The 15,853-nt window shown below is 57.3% G+C and carries 16 protein-coding genes and 2 pseudogenes; 10 read left to right on the top strand and 8 right to left on the bottom strand.

Features of this window, described 5'->3' with window-relative positions; all coding sequences use genetic code 11:
- Positions 1 to 10: 10 nt before the first annotated feature.
- The gene (locus BJP61_RS10870; protein ID WP_171998314.1) at positions 11 to 868 is read right to left on the bottom strand and encodes an SDR family oxidoreductase; all 858 of its coding nucleotides are present in this window, start codon (positions 866 to 868) and stop codon (positions 11 to 13) included.
- A 410-nt stretch (positions 869 to 1,278) separates the two neighbouring features.
- Positions 1,279 to 2,391, bottom strand: a complete 1,113-nt coding sequence (locus BJP61_RS10865) for an endonuclease/exonuclease/phosphatase family protein (RefSeq protein WP_171998313.1) — start codon at positions 2,389 to 2,391, stop codon at positions 1,279 to 1,281.
- Between the two features lie 285 nt (positions 2,392 to 2,676).
- Between BJP61_RS10865 and ttcA the strand changes: the two genes are divergently transcribed.
- The gene (gene ttcA, locus BJP61_RS10860) at positions 2,677 to 3,609 is read left to right on the top strand and encodes a tRNA 2-thiocytidine(32) synthetase TtcA (protein WP_171998312.1); all 933 of its coding nucleotides are present in this window, start codon (positions 2,677 to 2,679) and stop codon (positions 3,607 to 3,609) included.
- Between the two features lie 38 nt (positions 3,610 to 3,647).
- Here the strand turns inward: ttcA and BJP61_RS10855 are convergent, their stop codons facing one another.
- The 4 genes from BJP61_RS10855 to BJP61_RS10840 all read right to left on the bottom strand — a co-directional run bounded on the left by BJP61_RS10855 (position 3,648) and on the right by BJP61_RS10840 (position 5,624).
- Entirely contained in the window at positions 3,648 to 3,797 is a 150-nt protein-coding gene (locus tag BJP61_RS10855; RefSeq protein ID WP_155884333.1) for a hypothetical protein, read from the bottom strand.
- A gap of 339 nt (positions 3,798 to 4,136) precedes the next feature.
- Positions 4,137 to 5,120, bottom strand: a complete 984-nt coding sequence (gene zntB, locus BJP61_RS10850; RefSeq protein ID WP_075193206.1) for a zinc transporter ZntB — start codon at positions 5,118 to 5,120, stop codon at positions 4,137 to 4,139.
- A gap of 46 nt (positions 5,121 to 5,166) precedes the next feature.
- Complete coding sequence (locus BJP61_RS10845; RefSeq protein ID WP_038862741.1) at positions 5,167 to 5,370, bottom strand: hypothetical protein; 204 nt, start codon at positions 5,368 to 5,370, stop codon at positions 5,167 to 5,169.
- Positions 5,371 to 5,450: 80 nt separating this feature from the next.
- Entirely contained in the window at positions 5,451 to 5,624 is a 174-nt protein-coding gene (locus BJP61_RS10840; protein WP_014728784.1) for a GhoT/OrtT family toxin, read from the bottom strand.
- 202 nt (positions 5,625 to 5,826) lie between these two features.
- Here BJP61_RS10840 and BJP61_RS10835 point away from each other — a divergent pair, with 202 nt between their 5' ends.
- The 5 genes and pseudogenes from BJP61_RS10835 to BJP61_RS21715 form a co-directional block, all read left to right on the top strand.
- Complete coding sequence (locus BJP61_RS10835; protein ID WP_038862740.1) at positions 5,827 to 6,150, top strand: hypothetical protein; 324 nt, start codon at positions 5,827 to 5,829, stop codon at positions 6,148 to 6,150.
- 73 nt (positions 6,151 to 6,223) lie between these two features.
- A complete protein-coding gene (locus BJP61_RS10830; protein ID WP_038862739.1) occupies positions 6,224 to 6,415 on the top strand; it encodes a hypothetical protein in 192 nt (63 codons plus the stop codon).
- A 208-nt stretch (positions 6,416 to 6,623) separates the two neighbouring features.
- Positions 6,624 to 8,375, top strand: coding sequence for a GGDEF domain-containing phosphodiesterase (locus tag BJP61_RS10825; protein ID WP_171998311.1), 1,752 nt, complete (start codon positions 6,624 to 6,626; stop codon positions 8,373 to 8,375).
- A 739-nt stretch (positions 8,376 to 9,114) separates the two neighbouring features.
- Positions 9,115 to 9,276, top strand: a pseudogene (locus tag BJP61_RS10820) (general stress protein); the annotation flags it as partial.
- Between the two features lie 26 nt (positions 9,277 to 9,302).
- Positions 9,303 to 9,354: pseudogene (locus tag BJP61_RS21715) on the top strand (stress-induced protein); the annotation flags it as partial.
- Between the two features lie 132 nt (positions 9,355 to 9,486).
- Here BJP61_RS21715 and BJP61_RS10815 read toward each other — a convergent pair.
- The gene (locus tag BJP61_RS10815) at positions 9,487 to 9,744 is read right to left on the bottom strand and encodes a hypothetical protein (RefSeq protein ID WP_171998310.1); all 258 of its coding nucleotides are present in this window, start codon (positions 9,742 to 9,744) and stop codon (positions 9,487 to 9,489) included.
- 241 nt (positions 9,745 to 9,985) lie between these two features.
- Here BJP61_RS10815 and BJP61_RS10810 point away from each other — a divergent pair, with 241 nt between their 5' ends.
- Positions 9,986 to 10,567 (top strand): hypothetical protein, encoded by a 582-nt coding sequence (locus BJP61_RS10810; protein ID WP_171998309.1) that lies wholly within the window; start codon positions 9,986 to 9,988, stop codon positions 10,565 to 10,567.
- Here the strand turns inward: BJP61_RS10810 and BJP61_RS10805 are convergent, their stop codons facing one another.
- The gene (locus tag BJP61_RS10805) at positions 10,568 to 12,118 is read right to left on the bottom strand and encodes an alpha/beta hydrolase-fold protein (RefSeq protein WP_255485533.1); all 1,551 of its coding nucleotides are present in this window, start codon (positions 12,116 to 12,118) and stop codon (positions 10,568 to 10,570) included.
- Positions 12,119 to 12,298: 180 nt separating this feature from the next.
- Between BJP61_RS10805 and BJP61_RS10800 the strand changes: the two genes are divergently transcribed.
- The 3 genes from BJP61_RS10800 to BJP61_RS10790 all read left to right on the top strand — a co-directional run bounded on the left by BJP61_RS10800 (position 12,299) and on the right by BJP61_RS10790 (position 15,801).
- The gene (locus BJP61_RS10800; protein WP_171998307.1) at positions 12,299 to 14,455 is read left to right on the top strand and encodes a TonB-dependent siderophore receptor; all 2,157 of its coding nucleotides are present in this window, start codon (positions 12,299 to 12,301) and stop codon (positions 14,453 to 14,455) included.
- Between the two features lie 450 nt (positions 14,456 to 14,905).
- Positions 14,906 to 15,241: an anti-adapter protein IraM gene (gene iraM, locus BJP61_RS10795; RefSeq protein ID WP_171998306.1), complete on the top strand. Its 336-nt coding sequence runs from the start codon at positions 14,906 to 14,908 to the stop codon at positions 15,239 to 15,241.
- A gap of 119 nt (positions 15,242 to 15,360) precedes the next feature.
- The gene (locus tag BJP61_RS10790; protein ID WP_038862808.1) at positions 15,361 to 15,801 is read left to right on the top strand and encodes a lysozyme inhibitor LprI family protein; all 441 of its coding nucleotides are present in this window, start codon (positions 15,361 to 15,363) and stop codon (positions 15,799 to 15,801) included.
- The last annotated feature ends 52 nt before the right edge of the window (positions 15,802 to 15,853 follow it).

Here is a 15,853-nt window from a genome sequence, read left to right as displayed (position 1 = left end):
CTCCTTTTTATCAGATAACCGCCTGACCACCGGTTACCGCGATAGTGGCCCCCGACACATAGCTTGCTTCATCGCTCGCGAGCATCACATAGACCGGCGCCAGTTCGGCTGGCTGTCCGGCGCGCGCCAGCGGCACCTGGCTGCCAAACTCTTTCACCTGCTCCGGCGGCATGGTGGACGGGATGAGCGGCGTCCAGATTGGGCCAGGCGCGACCGCATTGGCACGAATGCCCTTTTCGGCCAGCAGCGCGGCCAGGCTTCCGGAGAAGTTGACAATGGCCGCTTTAGTGGCGGAGTATGCGATCAGCTTCGGTTTCGGCTGGTCGGCGTTAACCGACGCGGTGTTGATTATCGAACCGCCCGCTGGCATATGCGGCACCGCCGCTTTGCAGATCCAGAACATGCCGTAAAGGTTGGTTTTCATGGTGCGGTCGAACTCTTCATCGCTGATTTCATCAAGCGACTCGCGGGTCATCTGGAAGGCGGCATTGTTGACCACGATGTCAATCTTGCCGAAGGTATCGGCCGCTTTCTGCACCAGCGCGCGGCAATGGGCGGCGTCGGTAATATCGCCTGCCACCAGCACGGCCTTGCGGCCCGCCTCTTCCACCAGACGCGCGGTGTCTTTCGCGTCGTCATGTTCGTCCAGATAAGAGAGCAGCACATCAGCGCCTTCGCGGGCGTAAGCAATCGCCACGGCGCGGCCAATACCGGAATCGCCGCCGGTGATGATGGCGGCCTTGCCTGCCAGGCGGCCGGAACCTTTATAGCTGGTTTCACCGTGATCGGGCGTCGGCTGCATCTCGGCCGTGCTGCCAGGGACATTCTGCTGCTGTTCCGGGAATGGCGGTTGTGGACGTGTCGTCATGGTTTTCTCTCCTGTTTCTTTTCATTTCGCGTGCCGCGAGGGCTTAGCCACGAAAGACTGCGGGGTTTCAGGAACCTGACGCTGCTAAGCGCCAACGATAAATTCAGGTTTCAGTATAGTTGACGAGATATATATGCAAGCGAAGCGGGAAACCAGACGGGTAAATTTCACCCACCGCCCGGCGTTATTTCTCATGCGGAATTACACGCAAAGGATATTATTATCGGGGCGGAAACGCGGACGCTAATTCTCTTTATTTACAGATGGTTACTGCAATATAACTCCTCTGCCGGCGGGCTGGAATATTACCGCTCTCGCTCGACGCTTTTATTCTTATAAAGCACAGTCCATAAGCCAGTAATAACGCCGGGCAACGACTGGCGCGCCCGGCGTTTTTAGCGAGGCATGACTTAAATATTCAGATCCACCCACAGGGCGGCGTGATCGGAGCCTGCCTGCTGCGGTTTTTTAAGCTCCGGGTAGACGTCCCATTTGACCGGGCGCTCGCCAGGCCACATCCCTTTGCGAATAACGCCGCCGGCGGTGACGCTCTCCCAGAGCGCGGGCGACAAGAGGATGTAATCGAGCTTGTTATTTTTAGCGCTGTTGCCCCAGGTGCCGGGAAAACCGCCGGTATCGAAAGACGGGTGCGTAAAGGCGTCGCGCAGATCGGTGCCTTGCAGCAGCGGCGAGAGCGTATCGCTGTCCGGCGTGTCGTTAAAATCGCCCGCGATGGCGATAAACCGCTCCCCGGCGTCGCGTCGCGCCTGATAGATTTCCGCCACCCGCTGCGCCTGCGCTTTACGCCGCGCGTCAGACTCGGCTTTACCGCCATAGCCTTTGCTTTTCAGGTGGTTGACCATCACCCACAGCGTCTCGCCGCTCGCCAGCGGCACCGCGTATTCCGGGCAGTCGCGAGAGAAAATCAACTGGCCGCGCGCGTCGCGGTCGTCGACATGGCTGCGCATCGGGCCGATGGGATAATCTGCGCCGGTGAGCAGACCCACATCAATACCCCGACTGTCGTTACCGTCGATGACCATGACGTGGCGAAACGGCTCGCCGCCGAGCGCTGCAATGATCTCCAGGTTGAACGCCGCCAGCGCCGGGCGGCTTTCAGCCTCCACCACGGCCAGCACATCGGCGTGCAGGTCGCTCATCACTCTCGCGGTAATGCGCATCGCGACTTCATCGACAGGCGACTCAATCAACTCCAGCGACCCGACCCAGTCGGCGCGCCCGCTCGCGATAATCTCAATGCCGCCGTCGCGTGGACGCTTTAGCAGACTGCCGCGGTTGCGACGCAGAATAACAAACGGCCCGGTGTCCGACTTCTCAAGTCCGAGCGCCACCAGCAGTTTCACCATCTCTTTTTTGCTGGCCTCGCTGTAGGTAATCTCGCCGAGTAGCGCATTAAGCCTCGCGAATTTCTCCAGCACCGGCCGCCCCTGCGACCAGCTTCCCTGCGACATCACGCGCGCGCGATCGAACAGGTTTTCTACGTTATATGACGCCAGACGCATAGCCCCTCCCGTTATGGTTATCCCTCGCCGTCGTCCTCTCACGCCAGGCGTTGGGTTAACTTTGAGTGTGGCAGCAAAATGTGACGGGCTCAAAACAGGCGCGGCGGCGTAAAACGCGCTGGCATTCGTCGCCGTAATCCGTACCATACACGCCACGCACAGATACAATATTCGGGCCTGCTGGCGCACAAGGCGAAAACGCCGCGCGCGGGCTGGCCAACAGTGAATTCGCGCGCCGGGCAACCCGCCAGAGCGCGCCGCAACGCAGAACTGAGCCACTTTTAAATGTCTGAAATCCAAGAAATTAGCAAAAAAGAGCAGTACAACCTCAACAAGCTGCAGAAGCGTCTGCGCCGTAACGTGGGCGAAGCTATCGCTGATTACAACATGATTGAAGAAGGCGACCGAATCATGGTCTGCCTCTCCGGCGGTAAAGACAGCTATACCATGCTTGAAATCCTGCGCAATTTGCAGCAGAGCGCGCCGGTCAATTTTTCGCTGGTGGCGGTGAACCTTGACCAGAAACAGCCGGGTTTCCCTGAACATATCCTGCCGGAATATCTGGCCGCGCTGGGCGTGGAATATAAAATCGTTGAAGAAAATACTTACGGGATCGTGAAAGAGAAGATCCCGGAAGGGAAAACCACCTGCTCGCTCTGCTCACGCCTGCGTCGCGGCATTCTCTACCGCACCGCGACCGAACTGGGCGCCACGAAAATCGCGCTCGGCCATCATCGCGACGACATTTTGCAGACGCTGTTCCTGAATATGTTTTACGGCGGCAAGATGAAAGGCATGCCGCCGAAACTGATGAGCGACGACGGCAAACATATCGTTATCCGCCCGCTCGCCTACTGCCGCGAAAAAGATATTGAGCGTTTTTCTCAGGCGAAAGGCTTCCCGATTATCCCGTGTAACCTGTGCGGCTCGCAGCCGAACCTGCAGCGTCAGGTGATAGCCGACATGCTGCGCGACTGGGATAAGCGCTATCCAGGCCGTATCGAAACCATGTTCAGCGCGATGCAGAACGTGGTGCCGTCGCACCTGTGCGACACCGAACTGTTCGACTTCAAAGGCATTCATCATGGCGCTGAAGTGGTGAACGGCGGCGATCTGGCGTTCGACCGCGAAGAGATCCCGATGACGCCCGTCGGATGGGCGCCGGAAGATGACGCGGCACCGCCGATACAGCGCCTCGACGTGCTGGAAATCAAATAATCCTGAGCCCTCCTTTCGGAGGGCTTTTTTTTGCGCGCTCAACGCATGTGCGGCGGCGGATCGTCGATGGGGCGCGGGTCCGGCGATGGCGGGTCGGGAATGGGTTGCGGCGTCGGGATCGGATCAGGTACCGGAACCGGATCGATGGGCACCGGGTCGCTCATTTGAATCACATACGGAGAATGCATAGCCTTTTCCTTTTGTGGTTGCGGATAAGTTAAGCGTAGAGGAGATGCGGCAGAAGGGAAAAGCGCGGCGCGGCTGCTGCGATAAAACGCCCGGGTTTAACACCGCCAGCGCGTCAAAAAAGCAAAAAAAAGCCGACTTAATAAAGTCGGCGTCGTACGAATCAATTGTGCTATGCAGTAATTCAAAAAAGGAAGTAAGACAATATGGAGCGCAACGCCCATCGCTTGACGTTGCATTCACCTGCGACAGCCATCATGCCGTGAAACCCTGTGCCATTTTTTGATATGGCTCAAACTCACTGTCCTTTTTCCCACGCATCGCTGATAAAATGCTAATTTTTACAACCATTTACTTCGATGTAACCACCACGTAACACCACCGATCACCAGCACGAGCGCGATACAAAAGATACTGAAGCCCAGATGCCAGTCGCCGCCGGGGATGCCGCCAAGGTTGACGCCGAACAGGCCGGTGAGAAAAGTGCTGGGTAAAAAGACCATGGCCATTAGCGACATCGTATAGCTGCGACGAGAGAGCGACTCCTGCATAGTCTGGGAGATCTCATCGGCCATCACCGCCGTGCGCGCGATACAGGCGTCGATTTCGTCAAGCCCGCGGCCCAGCCGGTCGGCGATATCCTGCATGCGTCGACGATGATCGTCATTCATCCAGCTAAAGCGCTCGCTGGCAAGGCGCGAGAAAACGTCACGCTGCGGCGACATATAACGGCGCATCACAATAAGCTGTTTACGCAGCAGCGCCAGCACGCCGCGCGGCGGTACAATCTCTTCCAGCAGATTATCTTCAAGGTCGATAATTTTATCGTGCAGCTCTTCGATAAACTCGCTGGCGTGATCGGTCAGCGCGTCGCAGGCGTCGACCAGCCAGCCGCCGACGTCCGCCGGGCCGCTGCCCTCGTTGAGATCGTGAATAATGTCGTCAAGCGCGAGTACTTTACGCTGACGCGTGGAGACGATGAGCCGTTCGTCGATATAAAGCCGCATCGCCACCAGCTGATCCGGACGCTCGTCGGTGCTGCCGTTGATGCAGCGCAGCGTAATCAGCGTGCCCTCGCCCATGCGGGTCACACGCGGACGCAGGCTTTCGCCCGCCAGCGCGTCGCGTACCAGATTAGGTAAGAGCGGCGTTTCGGCGAGCCACTGGGCGCTTTCCGGGTTTGTATAGTTCAGATGCAGCCAGCACGGATGCTCTTTATCAATAACGCAGTCATTCTGCAGCGGCTGTACACCGCCATGCCCATCCAGCAGCCAGGCGAATACCGCATCCGGCACGTTCACTTCAGAGCCCTTAATGGCCTCCATCGCGTCTCCTGATGATTAAGTCGGGTAACCCCACGTTACGCTGTCGTTAACGGTTTTCCAGCGCAGCCTGAATGGCGTCTGCCAGTTCAGCCAGATGGTGGCGGGTATATTCGATATCTTTGGCGAGTTTGTCACGCCCTTCATAGCCGTTCGGCGCGGCCACGGAGGCTTTAATAACTTCCAGCGCGGCGTTGACCGCCAGCAGGCGTTTTTCCGCATCGCTGCGGGAGGAATAGTTTTCAGGCAGCATCGCTACGCTCCGGTCATTCAACTGGCCTTTATGGTGGTACATTGCGCAGGAATTTCAAGCCAAAGCGTGTTAGTTGCGGTTTAAAACAGCGCCACCAGCAGCGCGACGGGGAAACTCATCGGCCATGTTGCGCCAACCAGCGTCGCGCTCAAAAGCTTAATACTGGTTTTGTCTTTAGCGATGAAGAAAGTGATCAGCGCCGCGATCGCCGCCATGACGGCGTAGAAAACGAGCATATGTTGGTAAAGCGTCATGAATGCGGGTGTCCATACTGAGAGTGCGGTCGCAATATGCGATTTTTTATGACGCAGATCAAGTATCAATTCTCCCTGCCGCACAGCAAAATTTGATCTGCCTTACTGAATCCTCACCGTTTACGCGGATGAATCAAATCCGCGCGCAATGTGTTAACGTCGGCATATCGAAAAAGTGACAAACTGAGGCCGTTACAACGCAATGAGAACCACGCGCGTCACGTTACGTCTTTCCCACGCTGTCAGCGACGTTATGCTGGATGACATCAAAGCCATCATTCCTGCGGATGCGTTACAAGTGTTTATTAATCAGCTGGATGAAACCCAATATGCCACGCTGGAGTGTATCCAGACGGAGCAGAACTGTTCGCTCATCGCCTCCGCCATTGTGGTCTGGCGCCAGCTCGGGCATATCAAAAGCCTGATTTATCGCAACGGTGATGTGCTGCGCGACGTCTCGGACGCCAGCCAGTTTCAGATATTCACTATGCTGCGCGCGCCGCTCACGGTGCTTGCCATTCGCTGACCCGTTTTAAGAAAATTCTCAACCTTTCCCCTCGCCTGCCGATAACCCTCTGAAAATGGACGGGGGAACGTTGATGCTACCTGGAATACCTACGCTTGCGCTGGCCTTTACGCTCTGGCTGCTGATTTTTATCCCTTCTTACAAAATCGCCCGGCGGGCAGGTTTCGGCTGGTCAATGGCGCTACTGCTGACCATGCCAGGCCTGAACATTGTCGCCTGGTGGTGTTTTGCATGTATGAAATGGCCGGCGCGCCGTTACTTCTGAGAAAACCTGTGTGGTGACAATACGGGGCGCCTGGATCAGCACGCGCTCCGCTTTCTCCTGCGCACGGCCTTAACAGAATAAAAAAACGCTTATTGTTAAAGCTCTCTGTCACCTTGCCGATGAATCAGATAGCCCAACGCCTGCGTTGACTCTAAAAGCCCTGAGGCGCCTGCGCCTGAAAAGAAGCCGTGCTTGAAGGTAGCACCCTATGTTTAGCCACATCGACAGAAAAGACGCCAGACGCATGGCCGCCCTGGACATGCTCCGGGGAGATCACGGGCATCAGGACCCGGTACTGCTGCAATTCGCCAGGCTCGCCAGCCTGGCGCTCGGCGTGCCCGGCTGCTTTATTGCCGTGGTGGATAAAGGGGGCCTTCCGGTACACCTCGCACACCCTGAGCCGTTACAGGTCGACGCCGCGGTATTAACGCAGCCGCTTTGCGCGCCTGGTCAGCCGGTCTGGTGCAGCGACACCACGCTTGATGAACGCGCGCGGGCGCATCCGCTCGCCGCTGGCGCGCCGCAGGTGCGGTTTTACGCCTGCGCCCCGCTGCGCACGCGCGATGGCAGCCTCACCGGCACCATCGGCCTGACAGATACCTCGCCGCGCCCGTTTGACGATGAGCGCGCGCAGACGCTGACGCTTATCGCCGGGCTGACTGGCGCCTGGCTTGAGACGTTAAACGCCGTCGGCTTTCTGGATCCGGTGACGCGCCTGCCCAACCGCCAGAAACTCCTGGCCGATATGGAGCGACTCAGCGCGAGCGGCAGCACCGAACGCTACTCTCTGATGATTTTCGACTGCATCGACATGCCCACCGCCTATGAACTGGCGCGCTCGCTCGGCATGCCAGCGCTGGAAACGTTGCTTAACGATCTCGGCCCTCTGCTGCGCATGAAACTGCGGCTGAAAACCGACACCGTGCTTTATAACGTGGCGACTGGCCGCTACGCCCTGCTGTTAAAAACACGCAATCAAAAAGCCATTCGCCGCAACGCCGCGACGCTGCCGCTGGTAAACGCGCGGATGTTGCAGGGGATCAACATCCGGCTGAATATCTTTGCGGGCGAGGTGGGCTGGCAGCCGGAGAAAACCACGCCTAACGAGGCGCTACGGCGCGCCATTAGCGCGCTGCACGAGGCTATCTGGCTTAACAAACGCCATATGGTGTTCGACCCCGAGCGCGATGAAAAACGTAATGTCGATTTCCAGTTGCTGCATGACCTCAGCGAAAGCATCGCGAAAAATCGCGGGCTGTATCTGATGTACCAGCCGAAAATCAAACTCAGCACCAGTAAAGCGGTAGGCGTCGAAGCGCTGCTGCGCTGGCGTCACCCTACGCGCGGCGACATTCCGCCGGGCGTGTTTATCCCGCTGGCGCAAAACACGACGCTGATGGATGAAATTACCCAGTGGGTCATTGGCGCAGCGCTGTCACAGCTACAAAAGTGGCATCGTCAGGGCATCGTCCTGCCGGTGTCGGTCAATATCAGCGTCAGCGACCTCTCACGCAGCGGCTTTGCCGATGCGCTGGAAGCGCGCGTGTTGCGCGCAGGGCTGTCGCCGAACGATATTCGTATTGAATGTCTTGAGACCGAAAAAGCGCTGGAGAGCGAAACGGCGCTCAGCGAGATGGAGATGCTTAAGCTGCGCGGTTTTAAGATCCTGCTGGATGATTTCGGCGCCGGTTACAGCAATATCAACTATTTGCGCCGCATTCCTATCGATATCATTAAGCTTGACCGCTCACTGACCAGCCGTATTGCCGAGGATCGCGCCAGCCAGATTATCGTGCGCAACGTTATCCAGATGCTGAAAGAACTTGACTACGTCGTACTGGCCGAAGGCGTGGAAGATGCCGAAACCGCGCGCCTGCTGCTGGAGTTCGGTTGCGATGAAGCGCAGGGCTATTACTTCTCGCGCCCCGTGGAGCCTGACTATATCGCGCAGTGGATATAGATTATATTTCCGGCGCATAAAATCTGAAGCGCCGGAAATATATCCATGCCTGAACCCAGCGCATCGATAAATAACCACCTGATTTCTGCGGTTTATTATTAACCACAGCTACCGTCTAATATGTGTATTAATATACACTTCCCGGCATTCCATCCCAACATGACGCTGAACAATCACAGAATTAAAAAAGGGTGTTGTAAACGGATATTTCCCGACTACGCTTATCTCATACCTTAGCCCTTCACTAAGGTTATCTTTGCCATCACCAGGGAGACCATTGGTTCAGGGAGGAGCCATTTTTTTGCGTCGCATCGCCGCACCGCCTGTTCTGCTCGCACCTCTCGCGTTACGTTAGCTTGCTCCCGTCATTCCACACGCTACGCCGCGCGCCCCTTATCAGGCAATCTGCCGGATTGCCGCAGGCGCCAGTAAATGCGACAAAATATAACAAGCGCCTGCAAAATATGAATTACCTTTGCAGCTTTTATAAAGAGTTTAATATTCCTGCACCCGTTGCGCCTGAATATTCCATAAGTAACAAACGAAGCGCGAAAATTAAAAAGCAACCCTGAAACACCCTGCAAAATTCAGCCGTAAAACAGTATCTTCCTGGAGGATTTTTATTTTTATGCGCATTTAACTTGCGCCTGTTAAATACCTTATCTACAGTTATTAATACCTTTTCGACAGCAGTGATGCATTGCTGAATTAAGTAAGACCAACAACATGAGGAGATATTATGACTCAGCATCGTGGTGGTTCAGGTAATTTCGCAGAAGATCGTCAACGCGCTTCCGAAGCAGGCCAGAAAGGCGGTCAGCACAGCAGCGGTAATTTTAAAAATGACCCGCAACGCGCTTCTGAGGCTGGTCAGAAAGGCGGCCAGCAGAGCGGGGGGAATTTTAAAAATGACCGTGAGCGCGCCTCCGAAGCGGGGCGCAAAGGCGGGGAAAACAGCCACGGCGGCGGTCGCTCCTGATTGCGCGTGATAAGCGCTCCGCTCTGACGGGGCGCGTAATCATCATCAGGTATTTCCCTTAAAATAATCCCGGCTAATAAATAAAAAGGAGAACGCCCCCTCGTTCTCCTTTTTTGTGTTTGCCGCCCGGTATTACGCCGTGTGGCTGCTGAATATCCAGACACTCTCCGTCTCGTCGGTTAACATGACGTCCTGTGCCTCGCCGCTTGGCAGAACAAAACAGATAATCTCCCCTCCAGCCAGCGTGGAAAATTCATTTATCTGCTGCGCTTTATCTATCTCAAACGTTTTTATCGTCTCCCCGGTGACAGTATCCGGTTCACTGACGCTATAGGTGGCGGTAAAATCCACTTCCGGGCGGTCTTTCAGATGTAGCTGAATTGAAGGCATATCGGCTCCCCAGGTGACGCATTGACTTCAAGTGTAGCCCACGCTCGCCATGCCTGGATAAGTGGCGCGGCGAGATATCCCCACTTTAGTAATAAAATTAAAGCGATGCGAAACGCGGCCGATAACAGATATGCATGAAAGCAGTCGCTGCGGCTGGCGTATCTTCACGCCACACCCGCCAACCATCACACCTGGAAGCGAGAGTGCGTGTTATCGCGCTTGCAGGAAAAGGGAGAGTGAGATGAAACGGTCTGGCATTCTGGCGCTGGTCGGGGCAGTTTTTTTGTTGCAGGGGTGCGATGCGGACAGCATCGACCAGGTTAAAGCGCTCAGCGCCGGGGAGCACTCCATCGGCGAAACCTTTGAGGCGCGCACCGACTGCGTGAACGGCGCATGGCGCACCTTTGAAGACGCCGGCGGGCGCGATGTCGTGCTCTACGCCTGCAAACTGCCGGCACCCGAGCTTGCCGGGCTGACCGATCAATTTCGTGTCCACAGCAATCAGCTGGTCGCGCAGAATACCACGGCGCGCTGGCGCTCCGCCCACCGCGATGATGTCGCCCGCGTAATGAGCGAAGTGAGCATTCGGGATGTCGAGCTGCTGTATGTCTGGCGCATCGACGGCGGCAACGCGCCTCAACTGGCGGATGTCGAAATCAAAGCGGCCACCACCTTTTCAAGTTTCAGTTACAGCGTCAGCCAGCCAGAGGCGTTCATCGCGCTGGCCTCAAACCACGCCGTGCCTGATCTCTTGTCACAAAGCCTGTTTCCGCAGCTCGATAAAAACGCGGGCCCGCTTTACCAGCAGCTGAGCGCGCTGTAATTACTCTGACTCGCCGTGTACGCGGCGAGCCTGAGTGAGATCCAACACGCCCTGCATCATCGCTTCGCACCACGCGGCATAGTCATGTCCGCTCGACCACGGATGAAAACTCACCGCGTAGCCCTTCTCTTTCAGCGTCTGCGCAAATTCCACAGTATTGCGGTAAATACCGCCATCCGGCCCCTGCGTTTCAAACCTCCCGGCCTGTAGCCAGAAACGCACCGGCAGACGCGGCGCACGTTGATATTCGCGCGTCAGCCAGCTCGCGGGCTGCCCTTTCGGCGCCCACCAGTACGATCCTGACAGGCTTAGCACATTACCGAACGCTGCCGGATGGCGCAGCGCCACCCACGACGCCGCCAGCCCGCCGTAGCTGGAGCCGGTGACGATAGTGCGCCGCCCTTGAGGTTCAATACCGCGCGCCCGCAGCCAGGGAAGCAGCTCCAGCGCCATCATGTCGGCGAAATCGCGGTTGGGCGGCAGCTCGTGGCTGCGCCGCGCGAAGTCAAGGCTGTCGATAAATACCACATTCACCGGCGGCAGGCGGTGGTCGGCAATCAGGCGGTCGACCACCGACGCCAGCCGGTAGTCCTCCTGATACGTATTGCCGTCAAAGACCATCAGCGTCCAGCGCGCCGCCTTTGCCGGTCGATAGAGCTGGATATCACGCCGGTTGCCGAGCCGCGCGCTGTCAAACGTATGGCGTGTCAGCGTGCCGTGCCGCACGCCGTTGAGATCCGCCGGTACGCCACACTGACGCCCGCTGCCGAGCGCCAGCAGCGACGCGCGGTTCCAGCGGTCATCCTGGCCTGGGAGAAACTGCCGCGGGTTAAGCGGATCCGCCTGAGCGGTTGCGAGAATAGCGCGGCGTTGTTCGCGCGCCCCGCCATTGGTCTTCGGCACGTCCGGCGCAAGCTTATACTGCATCAGCGTGTCAGCAGGCACCACATAGCTGCGAAACCAGACATCTGACTGACCAAGCCGGAACAGCGGATCGTGATCGCCGCCGGGGGAGCCGAGAATAAACACGTTACGGCGCGCGCCGCGCCATAAAAACGTGACTCGCCGGTGGTCATTGTCGACCGGTTCCACCAGCGGCGTGCCGCGCGCGGCGATCTCGCGCCAGAACGCCGCGGTGTCGCCGCCTGCCGCGAGGTGGCGCGCCAGCTGTTGCAGCGTCGGGCTGACCGGTGCGAGCGGCTGTTCGCGATCGAGCGGCACGGTCTCATGCGCCTGCCAGCGCAGCGACCACGGCGTCCCCGCCTCGCCCTCAAGGATAAGCGTCGATGCCTGCTGCGCCGGCAGCGCAAACAGCAGCGAATGCGCGCCATCCGCAGGGCCGCGCGCGACCAGGGTGCGCAGGCTCTGCTGGCGCGCGTCCGTGAGTTGTGCGCGCTGTGCGCCGGAAAGCGTCGCGGCGACATAGTTTTCCTTCATCACCGGCTGGGTAATACAAACGCGCCCGCGGCGGTCAAACGTGCCGCTCAGTTCCCCGCTCGCCGTTCCCTTCAGGCATGAAGTCGCCTCGCCCGGCAGTGTGCTGACGCCCATCAGCAGGCCAATCACTATCGCAATCCGCTTCACTCGACTCTCCTTAAAATTTGTTAACAACTTAATGCAAATGGTAATGATTTTCAATATCATCGAGCCGTTTGCAGGCGTGTGATTTACGCGCGGTTCGCCGTTGCGCCGCCGCGCAGGTTAATGATGAAGACAAGGAAAACGACAGAAATGGTCTTAAAAAATAATAAGATAATAATCCCCGGCATCCTCAGTCTCGCTGCCGTCGGCAGTAGCGGCGCGCAGGCGGCCACGCCAAGTGAAGAGACAATGGTGGTGACGAACGGCGTGGCGGAAGATCCGCACGCCCCGCTGAAAGGTATGGTCGCCACGAAAACCCTCTCCGCCACCAAAACCAGCGCGGATCTTATTCGCACGCCGCAGTCGGTCTCGGTGGTGACGCGCGATCAGATGACGGCGCTGGATGTCACCTCGGTGTCGCAGGCGTTGCGCTACAGCGCCGGCGCGTTTACCGAATATCGCGGCGGATCCAACCGCAACGATGAAGTGTTTGTGCGCGGCTTCAGCTATGTACCGAAATTTCTGGATGGTCTGAGCTTCGGCGCGACCGCGGGATCACAAACCGGCGTGGTCGACCCGTGGCTGCTGGAACGGGTTGAACTGGTGCGCGGCCCGGCATCGGTGCTGTTCGGTCAGGTCAACCCCGGCGGGCTTATCAGCATGACCAGCAAGCGGCCATCCCGCGAGGCGGCGCAACAGGTGCAATTGCGCACCGGCAATCACCGGCTGGCGGAGGGCGCGTTTGACGTGGGCGGCGCGCTGGATGGCGACGGCCGTGTGCTGTGGCGCCTCAACGGCCTGGGCCGCGCACAGCGCAACGAGGTGGAAGATTATAAAGAGTCCCGCGTGGCAATCGCGCCCGCCCTCACCTGGTACGCCAACGATCAGACGCGCTTCACGCTGCTGACGAGCTACCAGAAAGATCCCGATGCGGGCTATCGCAATTTCCTGCCCGCTTACGGTACCGCAAAACCAACGCCTGACGGGCGCACCATTGCGCGCGATTTCAACGTCAGCGATCCGGATTACGACACCTCGCGCCGCGAGCAAACCTCCGTGGGTTACGAGCTGGAGCATCAGCTTAACGACGCCGTCACCCTGCGCCAGAATGCCCGCTACAGTCATATTACCCAGGAGTATCGCTATCTGGTCTATGTGAACAGCGCCGCCAGTTCGACCGTGTTACAGCGCCGTCCGCAGCATGAACAGCGCGACACAAAAGAGTTCGGTCTGGATAACCAGCTGGAAGCCCGGTTTGATACCGCCGATATCAGCCATACGCTGTTGACCGGGTTCGACTATAAGCAGAGCCGCGACCACCAGCGCCTCGCGCGCGACAGCGGCGCCCGCTACAACCTGGACTGGACCCGCCCTGTCTATGGCATCGACATCAGCGACAGCGCGTTGACGCCGACCACTAACGAACAGCAGGATCTCGACCAGATGGGCCTCTATCTCCAGGATCAACTGAGCTGGAACCGCTGGGAACTGTTGCTTTCGGGCCGCTATGACGTTTCAGAGGTGCGCACCGCCGATCTGCTGGACAACACCTCGACGCAGCAGAACGACAATAAATTCACCTGGCGCACCGGCCTGCTCTACGCCTTTGACTTCGGCCTGTCGCCTTACCTCAGTTACAGCACCTCGTTTGAGCCGAATCTGCAAACCAACCGCGCTGCCGGCACCGCGCCATTTAAACCGATGGAGGGCAAGCAGACGGAAGTGGGCCTGAAATATCAGCCGACCGACAGCGTGCTGATGTCGCTTGCGCTGTACGATTTGAAACAGACCAACGTGGCGACGTACAACAGCACGCAGGGCTATTTCGAAAATGCGGGCGAAGTGGAGTCAAAAGGCGTCGAAACCGAACTGCACGCCACGCTTGCACAGCACCTGAACCTGATCGCTTCCTATACCTATACCGATGCCGAAAACGTCAGTACTACCGTGGCGGGCACCGAAGGCAAAACCCCTGCGCGTATTCCGGCGCATATGGCCTCAGCCTTCGCCAGCTATACGCTGCCCGGCGGCGCGTTAAGAGGGCTCACCGCCGGCGCGGGCGTGCGTTACATCGGTACCAGCTATGGCGATGCGAAAAACACTTTCAAAGTACCGTCGGTCGATCTTTATGACGCCATGCTCCGCTACGACCTCGGCGAACTCAATGGCCAGTTGAAAGGCGCCGCGCTGCAAATGAACGTCAACAACCTCGCGGATAAGAAATATGTCTCCGCCTGCGCGTCGGATACCGCGTGCTTCTATGGCGTGGGCCGGACAGTCACCGCCACCGTCACCTACGCCTGGTAAAACGGTTTTTTATGCATAACACCGGCCCGGTTCGCCGGGTCGGTGTTTTTTTATGCACTTAATATCAATACTTAAGTTAAATTTTCTTTAGCATCCCCTGCCCGCTCATAATGATCAGTTTTTATTCAGTCTTGCGGATTGTTGCGGCAATACCGTTTCACTTCACTATTTAAGAAAAATCGTTCTCCTTTTGGATTAAGTTTTTACTTAATAACTGGCATGTGATTATTGCAGAACACAATAATGGGGACTATATAGTTCAGGGCGTAACGAAAAACGCTTCAGAACGCGCAACAACTCATAAGCAAAAATAAACTTTCTTTACCGTTGCTTCCATAAGTGGATATTTCCGGCAAGAACTTTACCATTCTGCCGCTACAATTACCTGGTACGCATCAGTGAAGGGATGCACACGCCGTTGTAGTCGATAAAACCATAATGGAGGGTAGGATGACCTGGCGGGTTGTTGATTCAGTCGTAAGCACCGATACTAATTCTGTATTTTCATTAATTTCTTCGCAACATTCAATTAAACTTATTTTATGGTATAAAGCCACTTATTATTTGTCGCCAGGGGATAAATTATCAATCAACGGTGAGGCCATTGCCGTCAATAATAAACCCGTTCAGCTTACGTTGTACCGCACCACCCTTTATAACGCGCGATTCTGGCAAACCATCGTTAAGAGTAATACCCACTGTGCCGGCAACCATCAGCGAAGCGTTACAAAATGCATTTATCGCAGTAAATGCAAACTGCACACTTGCCCGTTTCAACTGCATTGAAGCCCTCAGGCGTTTCGCATGGCATTTTCCCGGCAGGCATGGGAAAATCCTGCATCGACACGCCGCCCGGTGACGTCATCATCGCGTCACTCTTCTCTTCCGATAAGGAATTCACGCCCGTGAAAACTCTGCTGAAAACCGTGCTGCTGGCGCTGGCATTAAGCCCGCTCTGTGCGCAGGCGGACGACATCACCCGCAGCGCGGCGACGGACGCCTGTCTTAAACAGGCGGGTGAACATAGCGCCGACTGTCTCGAAGCCGCCGGCCTGGCCTCGGATAATCAGCTCAGGCAAGCGTTCAGCGCTAAAATTACGGCGTTGCAGAATTTCGATTACACCCGCTGGCCGCAGGGCGACGAGGCGAGACGCACGCAGATGGTCGAGGCGTTACAGGTAAGCCAGCAGCAGTGGACCGCCGCGCGGGATGCCTTCTGCACGGCGGCGAGCGCGTCTGCGGCGGGCACGCCCTGGCTTGCCGCTCACGCGTTAAGCTGCGTTATCAATATGAACGCGCGTCGCACAGAGGAACTGGCGCTGATCCAGCCTGAACCTGAAAAGTAATTCGGAGGCTTATTCCGGCCCCGCGCAATGCAGGCGCCGGTTTTCATCAAGA

Origin of the sequence: Cronobacter sp. JZ38, assembly GCF_008932145.1 — a bacterium.
GTDB classification, from domain to species: Bacteria; Pseudomonadota; Gammaproteobacteria; order Enterobacterales; family Enterobacteriaceae; genus Cronobacter; species Cronobacter muytjensii.
The sequence above is the reverse complement of the archived record's forward strand: the minus strand, read 5'-3'. Positions and strand labels throughout refer to the sequence as shown.